Annotated in this window: 13 protein-coding genes and 1 pseudogene; 4 read left to right on the top strand and 10 right to left on the bottom strand. The window is 60.0% G+C overall.

Features of this window, described 5'->3' with window-relative positions; genetic code table 11:
- Positions 1-60 precede the first annotated feature (60 nt).
- The 3 genes from guaB to PMI01S_RS15145 form a co-directional block, all read right to left on the bottom strand.
- A complete protein-coding gene (gene guaB / locus PMI01S_RS15155) occupies positions 61-1530 on the bottom strand; it encodes an IMP dehydrogenase (RefSeq protein ID WP_084320793.1) in 1470 nt (489 codons plus the stop codon).
- 219 nt (positions 1531-1749) lie between these two features.
- Entirely contained in the window at positions 1750-2298 is a 549-nt protein-coding gene (locus PMI01S_RS15150) for a sugar ABC transporter ATPase (protein WP_084320792.1), read from the bottom strand.
- A 185-nt stretch (positions 2299-2483) separates the two neighbouring features.
- The gene (locus PMI01S_RS15145) at positions 2484-3251 is read right to left on the bottom strand and encodes a sulfite exporter TauE/SafE family protein (RefSeq protein ID WP_084320791.1); all 768 of its coding nucleotides are present in this window, start codon (positions 3249-3251) and stop codon (positions 2484-2486) included.
- 100 nt (positions 3252-3351) lie between these two features.
- Here PMI01S_RS15145 and PMI01S_RS15140 point away from each other — a divergent pair, with 100 nt between their 5' ends.
- From PMI01S_RS15140 to leuA, 4 genes are all read left to right on the top strand, one after another.
- On the top strand, positions 3352-4299 hold the full coding sequence (locus PMI01S_RS15140; protein WP_084320790.1) for a LysR family transcriptional regulator: 948 nt from the start codon (positions 3352-3354) through the stop codon (positions 4297-4299).
- Positions 4300-4388: 89 nt separating this feature from the next.
- Positions 4389-5768: an exodeoxyribonuclease VII large subunit gene (gene xseA / locus PMI01S_RS15135; RefSeq protein WP_084320789.1), complete on the top strand. Its 1380-nt coding sequence runs from the start codon at positions 4389-4391 to the stop codon at positions 5766-5768.
- 3 nt (positions 5769-5771) lie between these two features.
- Positions 5772-6593 carry a M23 family metallopeptidase gene (locus PMI01S_RS15130; protein ID WP_084320788.1) on the top strand — a complete coding sequence of 274 codons (822 nt, stop codon included), beginning with the start codon at positions 5772-5774 and terminating at the stop codon, positions 6591-6593.
- Positions 6594-7062: 469 nt separating this feature from the next.
- Entirely contained in the window at positions 7063-8742 is a 1680-nt protein-coding gene (gene leuA / locus PMI01S_RS15125; protein ID WP_084320787.1) for a 2-isopropylmalate synthase, read from the top strand.
- A 187-nt stretch (positions 8743-8929) separates the two neighbouring features.
- Here the strand turns inward: leuA and PMI01S_RS32250 are convergent.
- The 7 genes and pseudogenes from PMI01S_RS32250 to hisS form a co-directional block, all read right to left on the bottom strand.
- Positions 8930-9109: pseudogene (locus PMI01S_RS32250) on the bottom strand (hypothetical protein); the annotation flags it as partial.
- Between the two features lie 113 nt (positions 9110-9222).
- Positions 9223-10014: an amidohydrolase gene (locus PMI01S_RS15115; RefSeq protein ID WP_084320786.1), complete on the bottom strand. Its 792-nt coding sequence runs from the start codon at positions 10012-10014 to the stop codon at positions 9223-9225.
- Positions 10002-11150: a pyridoxal phosphate-dependent aminotransferase gene (locus PMI01S_RS15110; protein WP_084320785.1), complete on the bottom strand. Its 1149-nt coding sequence runs from the start codon at positions 11148-11150 to the stop codon at positions 10002-10004. The genes PMI01S_RS15115 and PMI01S_RS15110 overlap by 13 nt, the downstream gene beginning before the upstream one ends.
- A 212-nt stretch (positions 11151-11362) precedes the next feature.
- Positions 11363-12832, bottom strand: coding sequence for a ribosome biogenesis GTPase Der (gene der, locus PMI01S_RS15105; protein ID WP_017340309.1), 1470 nt, complete (start codon positions 12830-12832; stop codon positions 11363-11365).
- A gap of 236 nt (positions 12833-13068) precedes the next feature.
- Complete coding sequence (gene bamB, locus PMI01S_RS15100) at positions 13069-14220, bottom strand: outer membrane protein assembly factor BamB (protein ID WP_017340310.1); 1152 nt, start codon at positions 14218-14220, stop codon at positions 13069-13071.
- The gene (locus PMI01S_RS15095) at positions 14213-14854 is read right to left on the bottom strand and encodes a tetratricopeptide repeat protein (protein ID WP_017340311.1); all 642 of its coding nucleotides are present in this window, start codon (positions 14852-14854) and stop codon (positions 14213-14215) included. The genes bamB and PMI01S_RS15095 overlap by 8 nt, the downstream gene beginning before the upstream one ends.
- Before the next feature lie 40 nt (positions 14855-14894).
- Positions 14895-16184, bottom strand: a complete 1290-nt coding sequence (hisS, locus tag PMI01S_RS15090; protein ID WP_008042422.1) for a histidine--tRNA ligase — start codon at positions 16182-16184, stop codon at positions 14895-14897.
- Between the last annotated feature and the right edge of the window lie 3 nt (positions 16185-16187).

Here is a 16187-nt window from a genome sequence, read left to right as displayed (position 1 = left end):
CAGAAACAACTCGGGGCTGAATAGAACAGCCCCGGGTTACTTAACGTTTTGCTTGAAGCCTCAACCTACGCGGTAGTTTGGCGCTTCTTTGGTGATCTGTACGTCGTGGACGTGGGACTCGGCCATGCCTGCGCCGGTGATCCGCACGAACTCAGGCTTGGTGCGCATTTCTTCGATGTCGGCACTGCCGGTGTAGCCCATCGAGGAACGCAGGCCGCCCATCAGTTGATGGATGATGGCGCTCAGGGTGCCCTTGTACGGCACACGTCCTTCGATACCTTCCGGTACCAGCTTCTCGGCACCCGCGGAGGAGTCCTGGAAGTAACGGTCGGAGGAACCTTGAGCCTGGGACATGGCGCCCAGCGAACCCATGCCACGGTAAGCCTTGTACGAACGACCCTGGAACAGTTCGATCTCGCCTGGCGCTTCTTCAGTACCGGCGAACATCGAGCCCATCATCACGCAGGAAGCACCGGCAACGATGGCCTTGGACAGGTCACCAGAGAAACGGATACCGCCGTCGGCGATCAACGGAACACCGGTACCTTCAAGGGCAGCGGCAACGTTGGCGATGGCACTGATTTGCGGGACGCCGACACCGGCGACGATGCGGGTGGTGCAGATCGAGCCAGGGCCGATACCGACCTTGACGGCGTCAGCGCCGGCTTCGGCCAGGGCCTTGGCGGCAGCGCCGGTGGCGATGTTGCCGCCGATGACCTGCACTTCAGGGAAATTCTGTTTGACCCAGCGAACGCGGTCGATCACGCCTTTGGAGTGACCGTGTGCGGTGTCGACCACCACCACGTCAACGCCGGCATTGACCAGGGCAGCGACGCGGTCACCGGTGTCTTTACCGGTACCGACGGCAGCGCCAACGCGCAGACGACCTTGATCGTCCTTGCTGGCCAGCGGGTAAGCCTTGGCTTTTTCGATGTCGTTGACGGTCATCATGCCTTTGAGGGCAAATTTGTCGTCGACGATCAGCACGCGTTCGATGCGGTGTTTGTGCAACAGCTCGCGAACGTCGTTCTTGTCGGCGCCTTCCTTGACAGTGACCAGACGCTCTTTAGGCGTCATCACTTCGCGGACGGTGGCTTCCAGACGATTTTCGAAACGCACGTCACGGGAAGTGACGATGCCGACCAGGTCGCCATTGTGCAAAACCGGAACGCCGGAAATATTGTGCATGCGGGTCAGTTCGAACAGATCACGAACCGTGGCGTCAGCCTCGATGGTGATCGGGTCCTTGACCACGCCGGCTTCGAACTTCTTGACCTTGCGCACTTCGGCAGCTTGCTGCTCGATGGTCATGTTCTTGTGGATAATGCCGATGCCACCTTCCTGAGCCATGGCAATTGCCAGACGGGCTTCAGTAACGGTGTCCATGGCGGCAGAAACCAGAGGAATATTCAGCTCGATGCCACGGGTAAGGCGGGTCTTGAGACTGACTTCGTTAGGAAGCACCTCGGAATAACCAGGCACTAGGAGAATGTCGTCGAATGTCAGAGCTTCTTGGCTGATACGCAGCATCGCGGGGGCTCCCGAGCGGGAAAATGGAAGCGCGCCATTATAGTCAGACACCCCCTCGGGTTCAATGTAAAACTCTGTCTATTATCGATGCGGTGATCGACGGGTGATTTGAAGAGCATCGCCAGCAAGCCGGCTCCAACATATTCGGCGTGATTGTAGGAACCGGCTTGCTGCGGGCGGCGCTCCGACGATCAACGATAACGTGGTCTATCAGATGTATCACAACTCGACCTTCACCCAACTGACGGGCTGATCCAGCCAGTCGGCGAACTCATCGATAAAGCTCTGCTTGAACCCGGCCTCGGCCCAGTTGTTGAAGATGAACCCCAGGTTGGAAAACCCGCACTCCTGCAAGAAAAGAAAGCCGTTGATGTCATCTTCATGCCCGCATTCCGGGCAGATGAAGTTATCGGTGCGCCCCGGCATCCAGTCTTCGAGGCTTTCGAACAACGCTTCGCCGATTTCCTTGCGGCACTCGGGACAGCCTGCTTCGCCAAGGAAACCCTTGGCCGGCGTGTAGATGCAACGCTTGGTAATGATCTCGAGGCCATTGATCGGCTCGCCGAACGGCAGTGCTTCCGGGTGCAATACCACGGCACGGGCACCGTCGGCGATCGCGTGCCCCATGCGGTTGCCGGTACGGCCGCAAGTGGTCAGCTCTTCCTTGACGATGTTCTTGCGCACCAGCCACCGCACGACCGCCCTTGCCCGGGGTTCGTGCGCAGGCAGCGTAGAGATTTTCGGGACGATGATGCTTTGGGAATTCATGGGTGCAAGCCTGCTACGTCAGTGGAAAGTTCTGCGGCGTACCGTTTGACGCTTTCGCGGGCAAGCCCGCTCCCACAAGGATTGGTGGTGTACATAAAAATCATGTTCACCCCGGTCACTGTGGGAGCGGGCTTGCCCGCGAAGGCGTCCGAGCGGGCGGCAGCTTAATCCCTGACACTCTGAGGTCAAGTACTCAAATACCGCCCGATCAACGCAATCCCGCTGGCCAGCACCAACCACGTCACCAGCCGCACGAACGCCTCGCGAGACAACTTCTTGGTCAGCCGCCGGCCGGCCCACAGCCCCAACGCCATGACCGGCAACAAACACAGCGCCAACATCAACAAGGGTAGCTCGGCATACACACCCGCGACAGCAAACAGGCTCAGGCGCACGACGGTGCTGCAACTGATCAGTGCGCTCTGGGTTGCCCGCGCCGCGTCTTTCGGTAAACGGCTGTTCAAATAGATCGCATATAAAAAGCCGCCACTGCCAAACAGCGCACCGAACATCCCGCCGACCGTGCCCATCGGCACCGCCCAACCTGCCGACAACTGCATCGGCCGGGTTTTGACCCACAGGCTGTAAACCGCATAGACGCTGATGAACAGCCCCATCAATAGCAGCAACAGGTCGGATTTCAGGCTCAGCAGAAAGATCACACCCAGCGTGCAACCCACCGCCATGCAGGGCAGCAGCCGCAGCAGTTCCGGCCTGGCGACATCCCGTCGTGAGGGCAACAGATTGCCGAACGCCGCGACAAAATCCAGCAGCACCAGCAACGGCACGATCTTCGACAGCGGCATGAACAGAATCAGAATCGGCCCGGCCACCAGTGCAGTGCCGAACCCGGCGATGCCAAACACGATATAGGCCAGCGCGATGCCCGACCCGATCACCAGCCAATCCGTCGCGCCGAATGGCCATTGGTGCAACAACTCAAGCACGTTCATCTGCACGCCTTCATTAAATACCTGTGATGACTTTAGCCAGCGCCGAGCCTTGCGACTAATATCCTCAAAGTGGCCCTCTCATCTCAAAAAGGCATACCTTGTGCTTTCAACCCGTCAATTGCGTTACTTCGTGGAAATCGCCGAGTGCGGGAGTTTCAGCGCCGCCGCCGAACGACTGTTCATTGCTCAATCGGCCCTGAGCCGGCAAATAAAGGACATGGAAACCCGCCTGCAAACGCCGTTGTTCGAGCGTACGGCACGCTTGCCTCGACTAACGGCCGCCGGTGAAGCCTTCCTGCCCCGGGCCAGAAACCTGTTGAACGAATTGACCAAAGCCAGTGAGATGGCCACCCAGGTCGGCAATGGAGAACTCGGCACCTTACGTCTTAGTCACTCAAGCACCGTGCCCATGAGTGGCCGCCTGCTGCGAGGCATCAGCGACTACCTGAGCCAGCATGCCGGCGTGTCCATGGACATCGCCAAGCTGTCCTCCGAAGCGCAACTTGAAGCGTTGGCCGACAACCGGCTGGATGTCGGACTGCTGCGCCTGCCGGTGTTGCGCCAACGTGAAGGCGTGCAGATTGTTCCTTTGTATAGCGAACGATTGCTGCTGGCCGTTCCGCCCCATCATCGGCTGGCTGTGGATAAGTCCACGCAGGGCATCGATCTGGCGCAACTCAAGGATGAGGCGTTTATCTCCATTCCTCATCCTCAGCGTGGAGGGTTGAGTTATCTGTCCGCCGAGCTGTGCATGCGTCAGGGTTTCTTTCCAAAAGCGGCCCGCGTGGTGTCGCGCAAAACCACGCAACTGCAATTGATTCAGGCCGGGTTCGGCATCGCCCTGCTGCCGGAGTCGATGCAGGACATCGCGCCGCCCGACATTCATTTCCTGCCCCTGGCCGACCCGGATTGCCACAGCACCGTCGCCCTCGCCTGCCGGCAGAATCCCACAGCATTGGTCGAACACTTCCTCAAAACCTGCACAAACTCCTGTGGGAACGGGCTTGCTCGCGATAGCGGTCGAACATTCAACATCAATGTCGACTGACACACCGCTATCGCGAGCAAGCCCGCTCCCACAAGGGATTTGCGTTGATTCATGGAGATTCAGCGACGAATGCCTTTATCATGCGCCCCATGATTAAAGATCCCTTTGCAAGACTTGGCCTGGACCGTGAAGTCCTGACTGTCAGCCAGCTCAACGGCCGCGCGCGGGTGTTGCTCGAAGACGTGTTCAGCAATATCTGGGTCGAAGGTGAAATCTCCAACCTCGCGCGCCCGGCGTCCGGCCATGTGTATTTCACGTTGAAAGACAGCGGCGCCCAAGTGCGTTGCGCATTATTCCGGCAGAACGCGGCGCGGGTTCGCCAGGCGCTGAAGGATGGTCTGGCGGTCAAGGTGCGCGGCAAGGTTTCGCTGTTCGAAGGGCGCGGCGACTATCAGCTGATCCTCGACACCGTCGAGCCGGCCGGTGACGGAGCACTGCGCCTGGCCTTCGATGCCTTGAAGGAAAAGCTCAGCGCCGAAGGCCTGTTCAGCGCCGAACGCAAAGTGCCGCTGCCGGCGCATCCGCAGCGCATTGGCATCATCAGTTCGCCGACCGGCGCAGTGATCCGCGACATCATCAGCGTATTCCGCCGCCGTGCGCCCCAGGTGCAACTGACGCTGATCCCCACCGCCGTGCAGGGCCGCGAGGCCACCGCGCAGATTGTCCGCGCGCTGAAACTGGCGGACGCTCGTGGTTTCGATGCGTTGATCCTGGCCCGTGGCGGCGGCTCGCTGGAAGACCTGTGGTGTTTCAACGAAGAAGCCGTGGCCCGTGCCGTGGATGCTTGCGTGACGCCGATCGTCAGCGCCGTCGGCCATGAAACCGATGTATCGATCAGCGACTTCGTGGCCGACGTTCGCGCCCCGACACCGTCCGCCGCCGCTGAACTGCTGGCGCCGGACTCCAGCGACCTGGTGCGCCGGGTCGAGAGCCTGCATCGACGCCTGGTGATGCGCATGCGCGACCGCCTGATGCGTGATCGGTTGCGCCTTGAAGGCATCTCCCGCCGCTTGCGCCACCCCGGCGAACGTCTGCGTCAGCAGGCGCAACGGCTGGATGATCTGGACATGCGCATGCGCCGCGCGTTCGAACGCAGCCTCAATACCCGTCGCGAACGCTTGATCCGCCTGGAAACCCGCCTCGCCGGGCAACATCCGGGCCGGCAACTGGCGATGCTGCGCCAGCGCCTCGACAGCCTCGCCGAACGCCTGCCCCGGGCCATCCGCGAAGGCCTCAAATCCCGTCGTCTGCAACTGCAAAGTCAGGTACAGACGCTGCACGTGGTCAGCCCATTGGCGACCCTCGGCCGTGGCTATAGCATTTTGCTGGACGAGCGCGGCAACGCAATCCGCAATGCCGCGCAAACCCACAACGGCCAGCGCCTGAAAGCCAAACTGGGTGAAGGCGAACTGCACGTGCGGGTCGAAGACAATCACCTGACGCCTGTCACCCTTTCTTTACTGGATTGATCCATGCCGCGTTTTTTAGCTCCACTGCTGTTGCTGTGCCTGACCTTTAACGCCCACGCCGACAGCTACATCACCCGCCTGTTGAACAAGCCCGTGCCGGGCGGTGTAGCGGTCGTGGATCTGGGCAGTGCTGCCCAAGCGCCGAAAGCCAGTTATCAAGGCAAACCGGTGCTGGTGGTCAAGGAGCAGAACAATTGGCTGGCGATTGTCGGTGTGCCGTTGACCGTCAAACCGGGGGCGCAATCCATCAGCAGCGGTGGTCGTAACCTGGGTTTCACCGTCGGCAACAAGAAATACCCGGAACAGCGCATCACCTTGAAAAACACTCAACAGGTCAATCCAGACCCGGACAATCTCAAGCGCATCGAGCGCGAACTGGCCGAGCAAATCGCCGCCTACCGCACGTTCAGTCCCAATACCCCAAGCAACCTGCTGCTGGACAAACCGGTCAACGGGCCGCTGTCGAGCAAGTTCGGTGTGCGCCGGTTCTTCAATGGTGAAGAGCGCAATCCGCACTCGGGCCTGGATTTCGCCGTGGACGCCGGCACACCGATCAAGACCCCGGCCGCGGGCAAGGTGATCCTGATCGGTAACTACTTCTTTAATGGCAACACGGTGTTTGTCGACCATGGGCAGGGCTTTATCAGCATGTTCTGCCACATGTCGAAGATTGATGTGCAGGTCGGGCAACAACTGGCCCGTGGCGGCGTGGTAGGGAAGGTTGGCGCCACCGGGCGCGCGACCGGGCCGCATATGCACTGGAATGTCAGCCTGAATGATGCGCGGGTGGATCCGGCAATTTTCATTGGCGCGTTTCAGCCTTAAGTAGTCGGTGAGGCGTCTGTCCTCTTCGCGAGCAAGCCCGCTCCCACATTAGAATTTCGGCGGGGCTCGCTCCGATCAAATGTGGGAGCGGGCTTGCTCGCGAAGACAGCATCGAGGACGCGACCTATCTCAGCCCTGTACCCAGACTCCGCAATTGCGCATCCCTCAAACCTCGCGCAAACATCCACAACATCACTCCCTTTCACCGCAATAAAATCTCGATAAATCTCCCCATTCGAGTATTCCTCTCAATTTTTTTCGACTGCTTGCCATCCTTCACCCTCGCGGTTAGGGTTGAAGGCATGAAAACCTCTCACACCCTCATTCAGCTTCGCCAGCACCGCAGCCTGTGCCTCGTCAGCGCACGACTGCCGGGCTGAATCGCGACGCCTCGTCTTACGCTTTTCCCAAGAACATTTGATCTACCGGCAGGCCGCCTTTTTTCGGCCCACACAATAAGGATTTCCCGATGAGCATGCTCAAAGACCCGTCTTCGAAATACCGCGCGTTCCCGACCATCGACATCCCGGACCGCACCTGGCCGTCGAAGACCATTACCGCAGCGCCGATCTGGTGCAGCTCCGACCTTCGCGATGGCAACCAGTCGCTGATCGAGCCGATGGACGCGGTCAAGAAGCTGCGTTTCTGGAAAACCCTGGTGCAGGTCGGCGTGAAAGAAATCGAAGCCTCGTTCCCGGCTGCTTCGCAAACCGACTTCGACTTCGTGCGCACCCTGATCGAAGGCAACCACATCCCGGACGACACCACCATTCAGGTGCTGACACAGGGCCGTGAAGACCTGATCGCACGTACCTTCGAATCCTTGCGCGGGGCGAAGAAAGCCATCGTTCACCTGTACAACGCGACCTCCCCTTCCTTCCGCCGCATTGTCTTCAACCAGGACAAGGACGGGATCAAGGAAATCGCCGTGAGCGCGGCCAAGCTGTTCGTCAAATATGCCGCCCAGCAACCGGAAACCCAGTGGACCTTCGAGTACTCACCGGAAACCTTCAGCGCCACCGAACTGGAGTTCGCCAAGGAAGTCTGCGACGCGGTGATCGAAGTCTGGAACCCGACGCCCGAGCACAAGATGATCCTCAACCTGCCGGCCACCGTCGAATGCGCGACCCCGAACATCTATGCCGACCAGATCGAATGGTTCGGTCGTCACATCAACCGTCGTGACAGCGTGATCATCAGCCTGCACACCCACAACGACCGTGGCACCGGCGTGGCCGCCACCGAGCTGGGCCTGATGGCCGGCGCAGACCGTGTCGAAGGCTGCCTGTTCGGCAACGGCGAGCGTACCGGTAACGTCGATCTCGTGACCGTGGCACTGAACCTGTACACCCAGGGCATTCACCCGGAGCTGGACTTCTCCGACATCGACGGCGTGCGCAAAGTCGTCGAAGAATGCAACCAGATTCAGGTGCACCCGCGTCACCCGTACGTCGGCGACCTGGTTCACACCGCGTTCTCCGGCTCGCACCAGGACGCCATCCGCAAGGGCTTCGCCCAGCAGAAACCGGACGCCCTGTGGGAAGTGCCGTACTTGCCGATCGACCCGGCCGACATCGGCCGCAGCTACGAGGCGGTGATCCGCGTCAACAGCCAGTCGGGCAAGGGCGGTATCGCTTACCTGCTGGAACAGGAATACGGCATCAGCTTGCCGCGTCGCATGCAGATCGAGTTCAGCCAGGTCGTGCAGCGTGAAACCGATCGCCTGGGCCTCGAAATGACCGCCCAGCAGATCCACGCGTTGTTGCACAGCGAGTACTTGCAGGCCAACACCCCGTACGCGCTGGTCAGCCATCGCCTGCAGGAAGAGAACGGTCACAGCGCCGTCGAAGTGGAAGTCTCCGGCAAAGGCCAGGGCGAAACCAACCTGCACTGGCGCGGCAAGGGCAACGGTGCGCTGGAAGCGCTGGTGGCCGGTCTGCCGATTCCGGTGGAGATCATGGACTACAACGAACACGCGATCGGCGCGGGCACCAACGCCAAGGCAGCGGCCTACATCGAGCTGCGTGTGAACGGTGAACGTGCAGTGCATGGCGTCGGCATCGATGAAAACATCACCACCGCCAGCTTCAAGGCTCTGTTCAGTGCGCTGAACCGCTCGTTGAGCCAGCCGGAAGCGAAAGCGGCGTAAGCGTTCGCTGAAATGCAAAAGGCCCCAAGGTGCGAACCTCGGGGCCTTTTTGTTTGCCTGCTGTTTTTGTGCTGCCTGACAGGGCCTCTTCGCGAGCAAGCCCGCTCCCACATTTGACCGGTGTGAACACAACTCCAATGTGGGAGCGGGCTTGCTCGCGAAGAGGCCTTGTCAGGCAATACAGATTTCAGGCATGGGTATCAACGCTAAACATCGCCTGCAACAACGCCGCCTGCAGCACCTGCAAGTTGCTGCTGGTCACGGCGATCTCGACCTGGATTTCCATCACCTGCTGCGCCTTTTGCTCGTTGTCCTGGCTCTTCTGAGCACTGGCCAGTTGAGCTTGCTGTTCGGCGAGGACACGGCGTACGAGTTAATGGTAATGGTGCTCACGTTGATCATGGCTCACTACTCCTGGGCTGACCTTCCTATCGGCCTGCCTGGAAAAATCCGCACCCAGAATCGTTAACAGCCAGCCGATCAAGTGAACTCGAAGGTGTCAGCATCCAGATTCGCCGGGAAACGCGTGCGATAAGCCTGAAGGTCGGCGGCATTCAAAACCACCTGAAATACGCCATCGGCTTCGCCGGCACTGAGCAACGTCTCGCCCTGAAAATCCAGCACCTGACTGTCGCCGGTATACGCGAAACCTTTTCCGTCAGTCCCGATGCGATTCACCGCCGCCACATAACACAGGTTTTCGATCGCCCGCGCCGGCAGCAAACGGTTCCAGTGCTGACGCCGCGCACCTGGCCAATTCGCGGTGTACAGCAACAGGTCAGTGTCCTGGGCATCGCGGCTCCACACCGGAAAACGCAAGTCGTAGCAAATCAGCGGCCGCACACGCCAGCCTTTGAGCTCGAACTGCACCTGGCGCTCACCTGGTGTGTAGTGATTGTGCTCGCCCGCCATGCGGAACAAGTGACGTTTGTCGTAGTGCCAGACTTCACCGTCCGGCCGTGCCCACAACAGGCGATTGCGATGACTGCCGTCGGCGGCCTGAACGATGATGCTGCCGGTGATCACGGCATCGAGTTGCGCAGCCCGTGCGCGCAGCCATTTGCTGGTCGGACCATTTTCCGGTTCGGCGAGCGTCTCGGATTCCATGGAGAAACCCGTGGTGAACATCTCCGGCAGGATGATCAGGTCAGCGCCGCGAGCCTGTTCCAGCAGTTGCTCAAAATGCTCCAGATTGGCTTGGCGGTCGTGCCAGGCCAGGGTGGTCTGGACCAGCGCAATGTTCAGGTTGGGCAGTGCACTCAGATCACGCATAGTTTTGCCGCTGCTTCACGCAGGGTCTCCTCACGCTTGGCAAAGCACAGACGCACCAGGCGCTGGCCTTCGGGCGGTGTCTGGTAGAACACCGAGATCGGGATGCTCGCCACGCCGTGTTCGCGGGTCATCCACAGCGCCATCTCGACGTCGTTGAGGTCCGGTCGGATCTGCGAGTAATCGACCAACTGGAAATAGGTGCCGGTCACGCGGGTGAAACTGAAGCGCGATGGCGTCAGAAGGTCGCAGAACAGGTCGCGCTTGGCCTGATAAAAAGCCGGCAGCTCTTCGACATGCTCCGGGTGCTCAGCCATGAAATCGGCCAAGGCAAATTGCAGCGGCGTCACGCCGCAGAAACTGACGTACTGGTGAACCTTGCGCAATTCCGCCGTCAGGGCCGGCGGTGCGACCACATAACCGGTTTTCCAGCCGGTGACGTGATAGGTCTTGCCAAACGAACTGACCACAAAGGCACGCTGATACAGCTCTTCGTGATTCAGCACACTGACGTGAGGCACACCGTCGAACACCAGGTGTTCGTAGACTTCGTCGCTGACGAGGTAGATATCGCGATCACGAATCAGATCCGCCAACTGATCCAGCTCGGCACGGCTGATCAGTGCGCCACTCGGGTTGTGCGGGGTGTTCAGCACAATCATCCGCGTGCGCGGCGTAATGGCCTCCGCCAGTTTCTGGAAGTCGATGGAGAAGTCATTCAGCCCGAGCTGCACATGCACGCAACGACCACCGGCCAGTTCAACCGACGGCTCGTAACTGTCGTAGCACGGATCGAACACGATCACTTCGTCGCCGCTGTGGATAACCGCCTGAATCGCGCAGAAGATCGCCTGGGTGGCGCCGGGCGTGATGGTCACTTCGTTGTCGGCATCGACATTGATGCCGTAGCTGCGAGCGATCTTCGCCGCCACTTGCTGGCGCAGCGCCGGCAGGCCCGTCATCGGCGAATACTGGTTGTGGCCATTGGCAACATGCCGACCGACCGCATCGCACAGGGCCTGCGGTGCATCGAAATCGGGAAAACCCTGGGACAGGTTGATCGCCCCGGTTTGCGCCGCGAGCTGAGACATCTGCGTGAAGATAGTGATGCCGACATTCGGCAGCTTACTGGTGATCATCGGTGATTCCCTGCTCTACACCCGGCTCTAACGGCGGCGCGGGAGAGCCCGAGGATAGCCCAAACGGCGCCCATAAAAAAAGGGCGCTCTGGTGAGCGCCCTTTTTACTGCCGTCCCCCTGTAGGAGCCGGCTTGCTGGCGATGGCATCACTGCGGTATTTCATATAAACCGCGGTGATGCCATCGCCAGCAAGCCGGCTCCTACAAAAGCATCAACGCTTGTCGCGGCGCTTCTTGTCGGCTTTCTTGTGGTGCGACATCAAGCGACGCTTCTTGTTGACCTGACGGTCGGTGAGCGAGTTCTTGTTGCCTTCGTACGGGTTCTCCCCGCCCTTGAACTCGATGCGGATCGGCGTACCGACCAGTTTCAAGACACGACGGTAAGTGTTTTCCAGATAACGGACGTAAGACTTCGGCACCTTCTCGATCTGGTTACCGTGAATCACGATGATCGGCGGGTTCGCGCCACCCAAGTGGGCATAACGCAGCTTGATCCGGCGGTTGTTGACCATCGGCGGCGCGTGTTCACCGACCGCATCTTCCAGGATCTGGGTCAGGCGGTTGGTCGGCCAGCGGGTGACCGCAGACTTGAACGAGTTCTGTACGGAGGCATACAGGTTGCCCACGCCAGTGCCGTGCAGGGCCGAGATGAAGTGGATGTCGGCGTAGTCAACGAAGAACAGTCGACGTTGCAGCTCGACCTTCACGAAGTCACGCTCGCTCGGCGTCATGCCGTCCCACTTGTTGATCGCGATGACCAGCGCACGACCCGATTCAATGGCGAAACCCAGCAGGTTCAGGTCGTGGTCCACCACGCCTTCGCGGGCGTCCATCACGAAGATCACCACGTTGGCGTCTTTGATCGCCTGCAGGGTTTTGACCACGGAGAACTTTTCGACTTCCTCGTGGATCTTGCCGCGCTTGCGCACACCGGCGGTGTCGATCAGCGTGTACTTCTCGTCGTTGCGCTCGAACGGGATGTAGATACTGTCGCGGGTAGTGCCGGGTTGGTCATACACGATTACGCGGTCTTCACCGAGCATGCGGTTGACCAGGGTCGACTTGCCGACGTTCGGGCGACCGATGATCGCGATCTTGATCCCGTCTTTTTCGCTCGGGCCAGGAATGCGCTTGGCTTCCTCGCCTTCGGCAACGATTTCTTCTTCGCCGTCTTCCGGTTCTTCTTCGTCTTTCGGGAAGTCGCTCAGGGCGATTTCCAGCATCTGGGTGATGCCACGACCATGAGCACCGGCGATAGGGATCGCGTGGCCCATGCCCAACGGGGCGAACTCGGCGCGGGCCATTTCAGGGTCGATGTTGTCGACCTTGTTGGCAACCACGTAGGAACGCTTGTTACGTTTGCGCAAATGCTCGGCGATCATCTGGTCGGCGGCGGTGAAACCGGCCTTGGCATCTACCAGGAACAGAACGACATCGGCTTCTTCAATGGCCAGCAGCGACTGCTCGGCCATTTTTTCGTCCATACCGTGCTCGTCACCGGAGATACCGCCGGTGTCGACCAGAATGTAGGAACGCCCTTGCCACTTGGCCTCACCGTATTGGCGATCACGGGTCAGACCGGACAAGTCGCCGACGATGGCGTCGCGAGTCCTGGTCAGGCGGTTGAACAAGGTGGACTTGCCGACGTTCGGTCGGCCCACCAGGGCGATTACGGGAACCATGCGGCTCTCCACTTCGTTATTTCAGAAAATACAAAAGCCGCTGCGAGGCAGCGGCTGGTGCTCGGGGCAATCACTGTGTGTGTTTCTGCAGGAGCGAGCTTGCTCGCGAAAAACGCAAAGACACCGCGTCTATTCAGGTCGCCAACGTAATCGTCGACGTCCATCGCGAGCAGGCTCGCTCCCACATTCATACCCACAAGTGAAGCAGCCTGGGGTGTTAACCCCAAGCATAGTTGTTACTTGATGGTCAGGGCTTCCAGTTTGCCGCTGTTGCCATACAGATAAATCGTGTCACCCACCACCAGCGGACGGGCACGCAGGCCGTCGCTGTCGATGCGCTCGCGGCCGACGAAGCGACCGTCCACCTGGCTCAGCAGGTGCACGTAACCTTCCATGTCACCGACTGCAACATAGCTGGAGAACACTTCCGGAGCCGACAGTTGACGGCGAGCCAGCGAATCGTTGCTCCACAAAGCCGTGGTGGAACGCTCGTCGACGCCTTCAACCGTGCCCGAAGACAGGCTCACATAAACAGTGCCGAAACCCTGGGCCACGCCCGCATAGCTGGAAGCATCACGCTGCCAGAGTTGACGACCGCTTTCCAGGTCCAGTGCCGCAACGCGACCCTGATAGCTGGCGACGTACAGCGTACCGCCGGACAGCAGCAAGCCACCGTCGATATCGACAACGCGTTCCAGTTCCGAACGACCTTGTGGAATCGCTACCCGCTGTTCCCACACCGGCACGCCGTTGGAGATATCGAGCGCAACCACTTTACCGGTCGACAGGCCAGCCACCGCGAGGCGGTTGGTGACGATCGGTGCACTGGTGCCGCGCAGGGTCAGGACGGCAGGCGTGCTGTCATACAACCAGCGCTGGTTACCGGTAGCGGCATCCAGACCGATCAAACGGTCGTCCTGAGTCTGAACCACCACCACGTCACCGTTGTTGGCCGGCGGCGCGAGGACTTCGCTGGACACGCGAGCGCGCCATTTCTCTTCACCGTTGGTGGCGTCCATCGCAACGATTTCGCCCTTGGTCGTACCGATCACGAGCAAGCCGTAACCTACGCCAACGGCGCCGGAAACAGGCAGTTCGAGGTCTTTCTTCCATTTGACGTCGCCATTGCTGCGATCCATCGCCATCACCACACCAGTGACGTCGGCGGCATAGATGGTATCGCCATCGATCGCCGGAACCAGCATGTTGTAGGTTTCGCCCTGACCGTCACCGATCGAACGACTCCACTGCTTTTGCAGGACCACTTCTTCTTTGAAGTCGACCAGCTCGGCAGGCGGCAATTCTTTTTTGCTGTTGCTGCTGCAACCCGCGGCCAATACGGCCAGAGCCAGCAATGCTGCATGTTTCCAACGGATCACGTCACGCATCCCCTTTGGCCAGATCGTCCAGCTTGATTTGTAGGCCACCGACTGCCGCTTCATCCGACAGTGCCGCCTTGGCTTTTTGATACGCAGCGTTCGCTTCATCAGTACGACCCAACTGCACCAGCAGGTCGCCCTTGAGTTCTTCGCGAGTGGCGAGGAATGCTTTATCGGCATCGCCTTCGAGCAGTTTCAGGGCTTCATCGGCCTTGTTCTGCGCAGCCAGTACCTGCGCCAGGCGCTGACGGGCGATTTCGCCCAGTGCCGGGTTGGCCGGTTTGGCAACGATGGCTTTCAGTTCGGTGGCGGCGTCGTCCAGCTTGCCGCTGTCGACCGCGACTTTCGCCACGAACAGGCTGCCGTACTGCGCGTAGGCGGTGCCGCCAAACTCGCTGTTGAGCTTGCCGGCCAGGTCCGAAACACGGGCGGCGTCAGGCTTGCCGTCAGGCGTCAGCGTGGTTTCGAGCAATTGCTGATAGAGAATCGAGGCGCTTTGCGACTGATTGCTCTGATACTTGTGATAGGCCTGCCAGCCGAACACGATGACCAGCGCCAACAGGCCGCCAGTGACCAGGGGCTTGCCGTTGCGTGACCACCAGTCCTTAAAATCCGCCAGTTGTTCGTCTTCGGTACTCGACACCCCAATACTCCTTAATCGCTAAATCGGCTGTTTGACAGCTTCAACCCTGCACGACGCAGGTGGCCAGGTGTGCAGCAAGCGCATCCCAGGCAATGCTTTGTTGTTCGCCCTGGCCACGCAGGGGTTTGAAACCTACCACTTGCTGGGCCATTTCGTCGTCACCGAGGATCAGCGCGTACAGCGCACCGCTCTTGTCGGCCTTCTTGAACTGGCTTTTGAAGCTGCCGGCGCCGGCATTGATCTGCAGGCGCAGGTTGGGCAATTGATCGCGAACCTTCTCGCTCAACGTCAGCGCAGCCAACTCGGCAGCCTCGCCGAATGCGCAAAGATAAACGTCGACCTGGCGGGAGATCTCTTCCGGGATCTGCTCCAGGGTTTCCAGCAGCAGCACGAGGCGCTCGATGCCCATGGCGAAACCTACGCCCGGGGTCGGCTTGCCGCCCATCTGCTCCACCAGACCGTCGTAACGACCGCCGGCACATACAGTGCCTTGAGCGCCCAACTTGTCGGTGACCCATTCGAAAACGGTCTTGCTGTAGTAATCCAGCCCGCGGACCAGCTTCGGGTTGATCACATAGGGAATGCCGGCAGCGTCCAGGCGAGCCTTGAGGCCCTCGAAGTGCACGCGGGATTCGTCGTCGAGGTAGTCGGCCATTTTCGGCGCGTCGACCAGGATCGCTTGAGTGTCGGCGTTCTTGGTGTCCAGAACCCGTAGCGGGTTGGTCTTCAGACGACGCTGGCTGTCTTCGTCGAGCTTGTCCAGGTGAGCGGACAGGAACTCGACCAGCGCTTCGCGATAACGACCACGGGATTCGCTGGTGCCCAGGCTGTTGAGCTCGAGCTTGACCGCATCACGGATGCCCAGCTCGCCCCACAGGCGCCAGGTCAGCACGATCAGCTCGGCGTCGATGTCCGGACCGTCGAGGTTGAACACCTCGACACCGATCTGGTGGAACTGGCGATAGCGGCCTTTCTGCGGACGTTCATGGCGGAACATCGGGCCGATGTACCAGAGTTTCTGCACCTGGCCACCGCCGGTGATGCCGTGCTCGAGCACCGCACGCACGCAGGCCGCCGTGCCTTCTGGGCGCAGGGTCAGCGAATCGCCGTTGCGGTCTTCGAAGGTGTACATCTCTTTTTCGACGATGTCGGTCACTTCGCCGATCGAGCGCTTGAACAGCTCGGTGAACTCGACGATCGGCATGCGGATCTGCTTGTAACCGTAGTTATCCAGCAGACGCGAAACGGTGCCCTCGAAATGACGCCACAGGGGAGTCTGTTCGGGCAGGATGTCGTTCATGCCACGTATGGCTTGCAGAGACTTGCTCACTAT

This window comes from Pseudomonas migulae NBRC 103157 (assembly GCF_002091715.1).
GTDB lineage: Bacteria > Pseudomonadota > Gammaproteobacteria > Pseudomonadales > Pseudomonadaceae > Aquipseudomonas > Aquipseudomonas migulae_A.
The sequence above is the reverse complement of the archived record's forward strand: the minus strand, read 5'-3'. Positions and strand labels throughout refer to the sequence as shown.

Excerpts from the sequence above, each read along its gene's own strand:
- guaB (WP_084320793.1), bottom strand. The coding sequence starts at position 1,530 with ATGCTGCGTATCAGCCAAGAAGCTCTGACATTCGACGACATTCTCCTA.
- PMI01S_RS15150 (WP_084320792.1), bottom strand. The coding sequence starts at position 2,298 with ATGAATTCCCAAAGCATCATCGTCCCGAAAATCTCTACGCTGCCTGCG.
- PMI01S_RS15145 (WP_084320791.1), bottom strand. The coding sequence starts at position 3,251 with ATGAACGTGCTTGAGTTGTTGCACCAATGGCCATTCGGCGCGACGGAT.
- xseA (WP_084320789.1), top strand. The coding sequence starts at position 4,389 with ATGATTAAAGATCCCTTTGCAAGACTTGGCCTGGACCGTGAAGTCCTG.
- PMI01S_RS15130 (WP_084320788.1), top strand. The coding sequence starts at position 5,772 with ATGCCGCGTTTTTTAGCTCCACTGCTGTTGCTGTGCCTGACCTTTAAC.
- leuA (WP_084320787.1), top strand. The coding sequence starts at position 7,063 with ATGAGCATGCTCAAAGACCCGTCTTCGAAATACCGCGCGTTCCCGACC.
- PMI01S_RS15115 (WP_084320786.1), bottom strand. The coding sequence starts at position 10,014 with ATGCGTGATCTGAGTGCACTGCCCAACCTGAACATTGCGCTGGTCCAG.
- PMI01S_RS15110 (WP_084320785.1), bottom strand. The coding sequence starts at position 11,150 with ATGATCACCAGTAAGCTGCCGAATGTCGGCATCACTATCTTCACGCAG.
- der (WP_017340309.1), bottom strand. The coding sequence starts at position 12,832 with ATGGTTCCCGTAATCGCCCTGGTGGGCCGACCGAACGTCGGCAAGTCC.
- bamB (WP_017340310.1), bottom strand. The coding sequence starts at position 14,220 with ATGCGTGACGTGATCCGTTGGAAACATGCAGCATTGCTGGCTCTGGCC.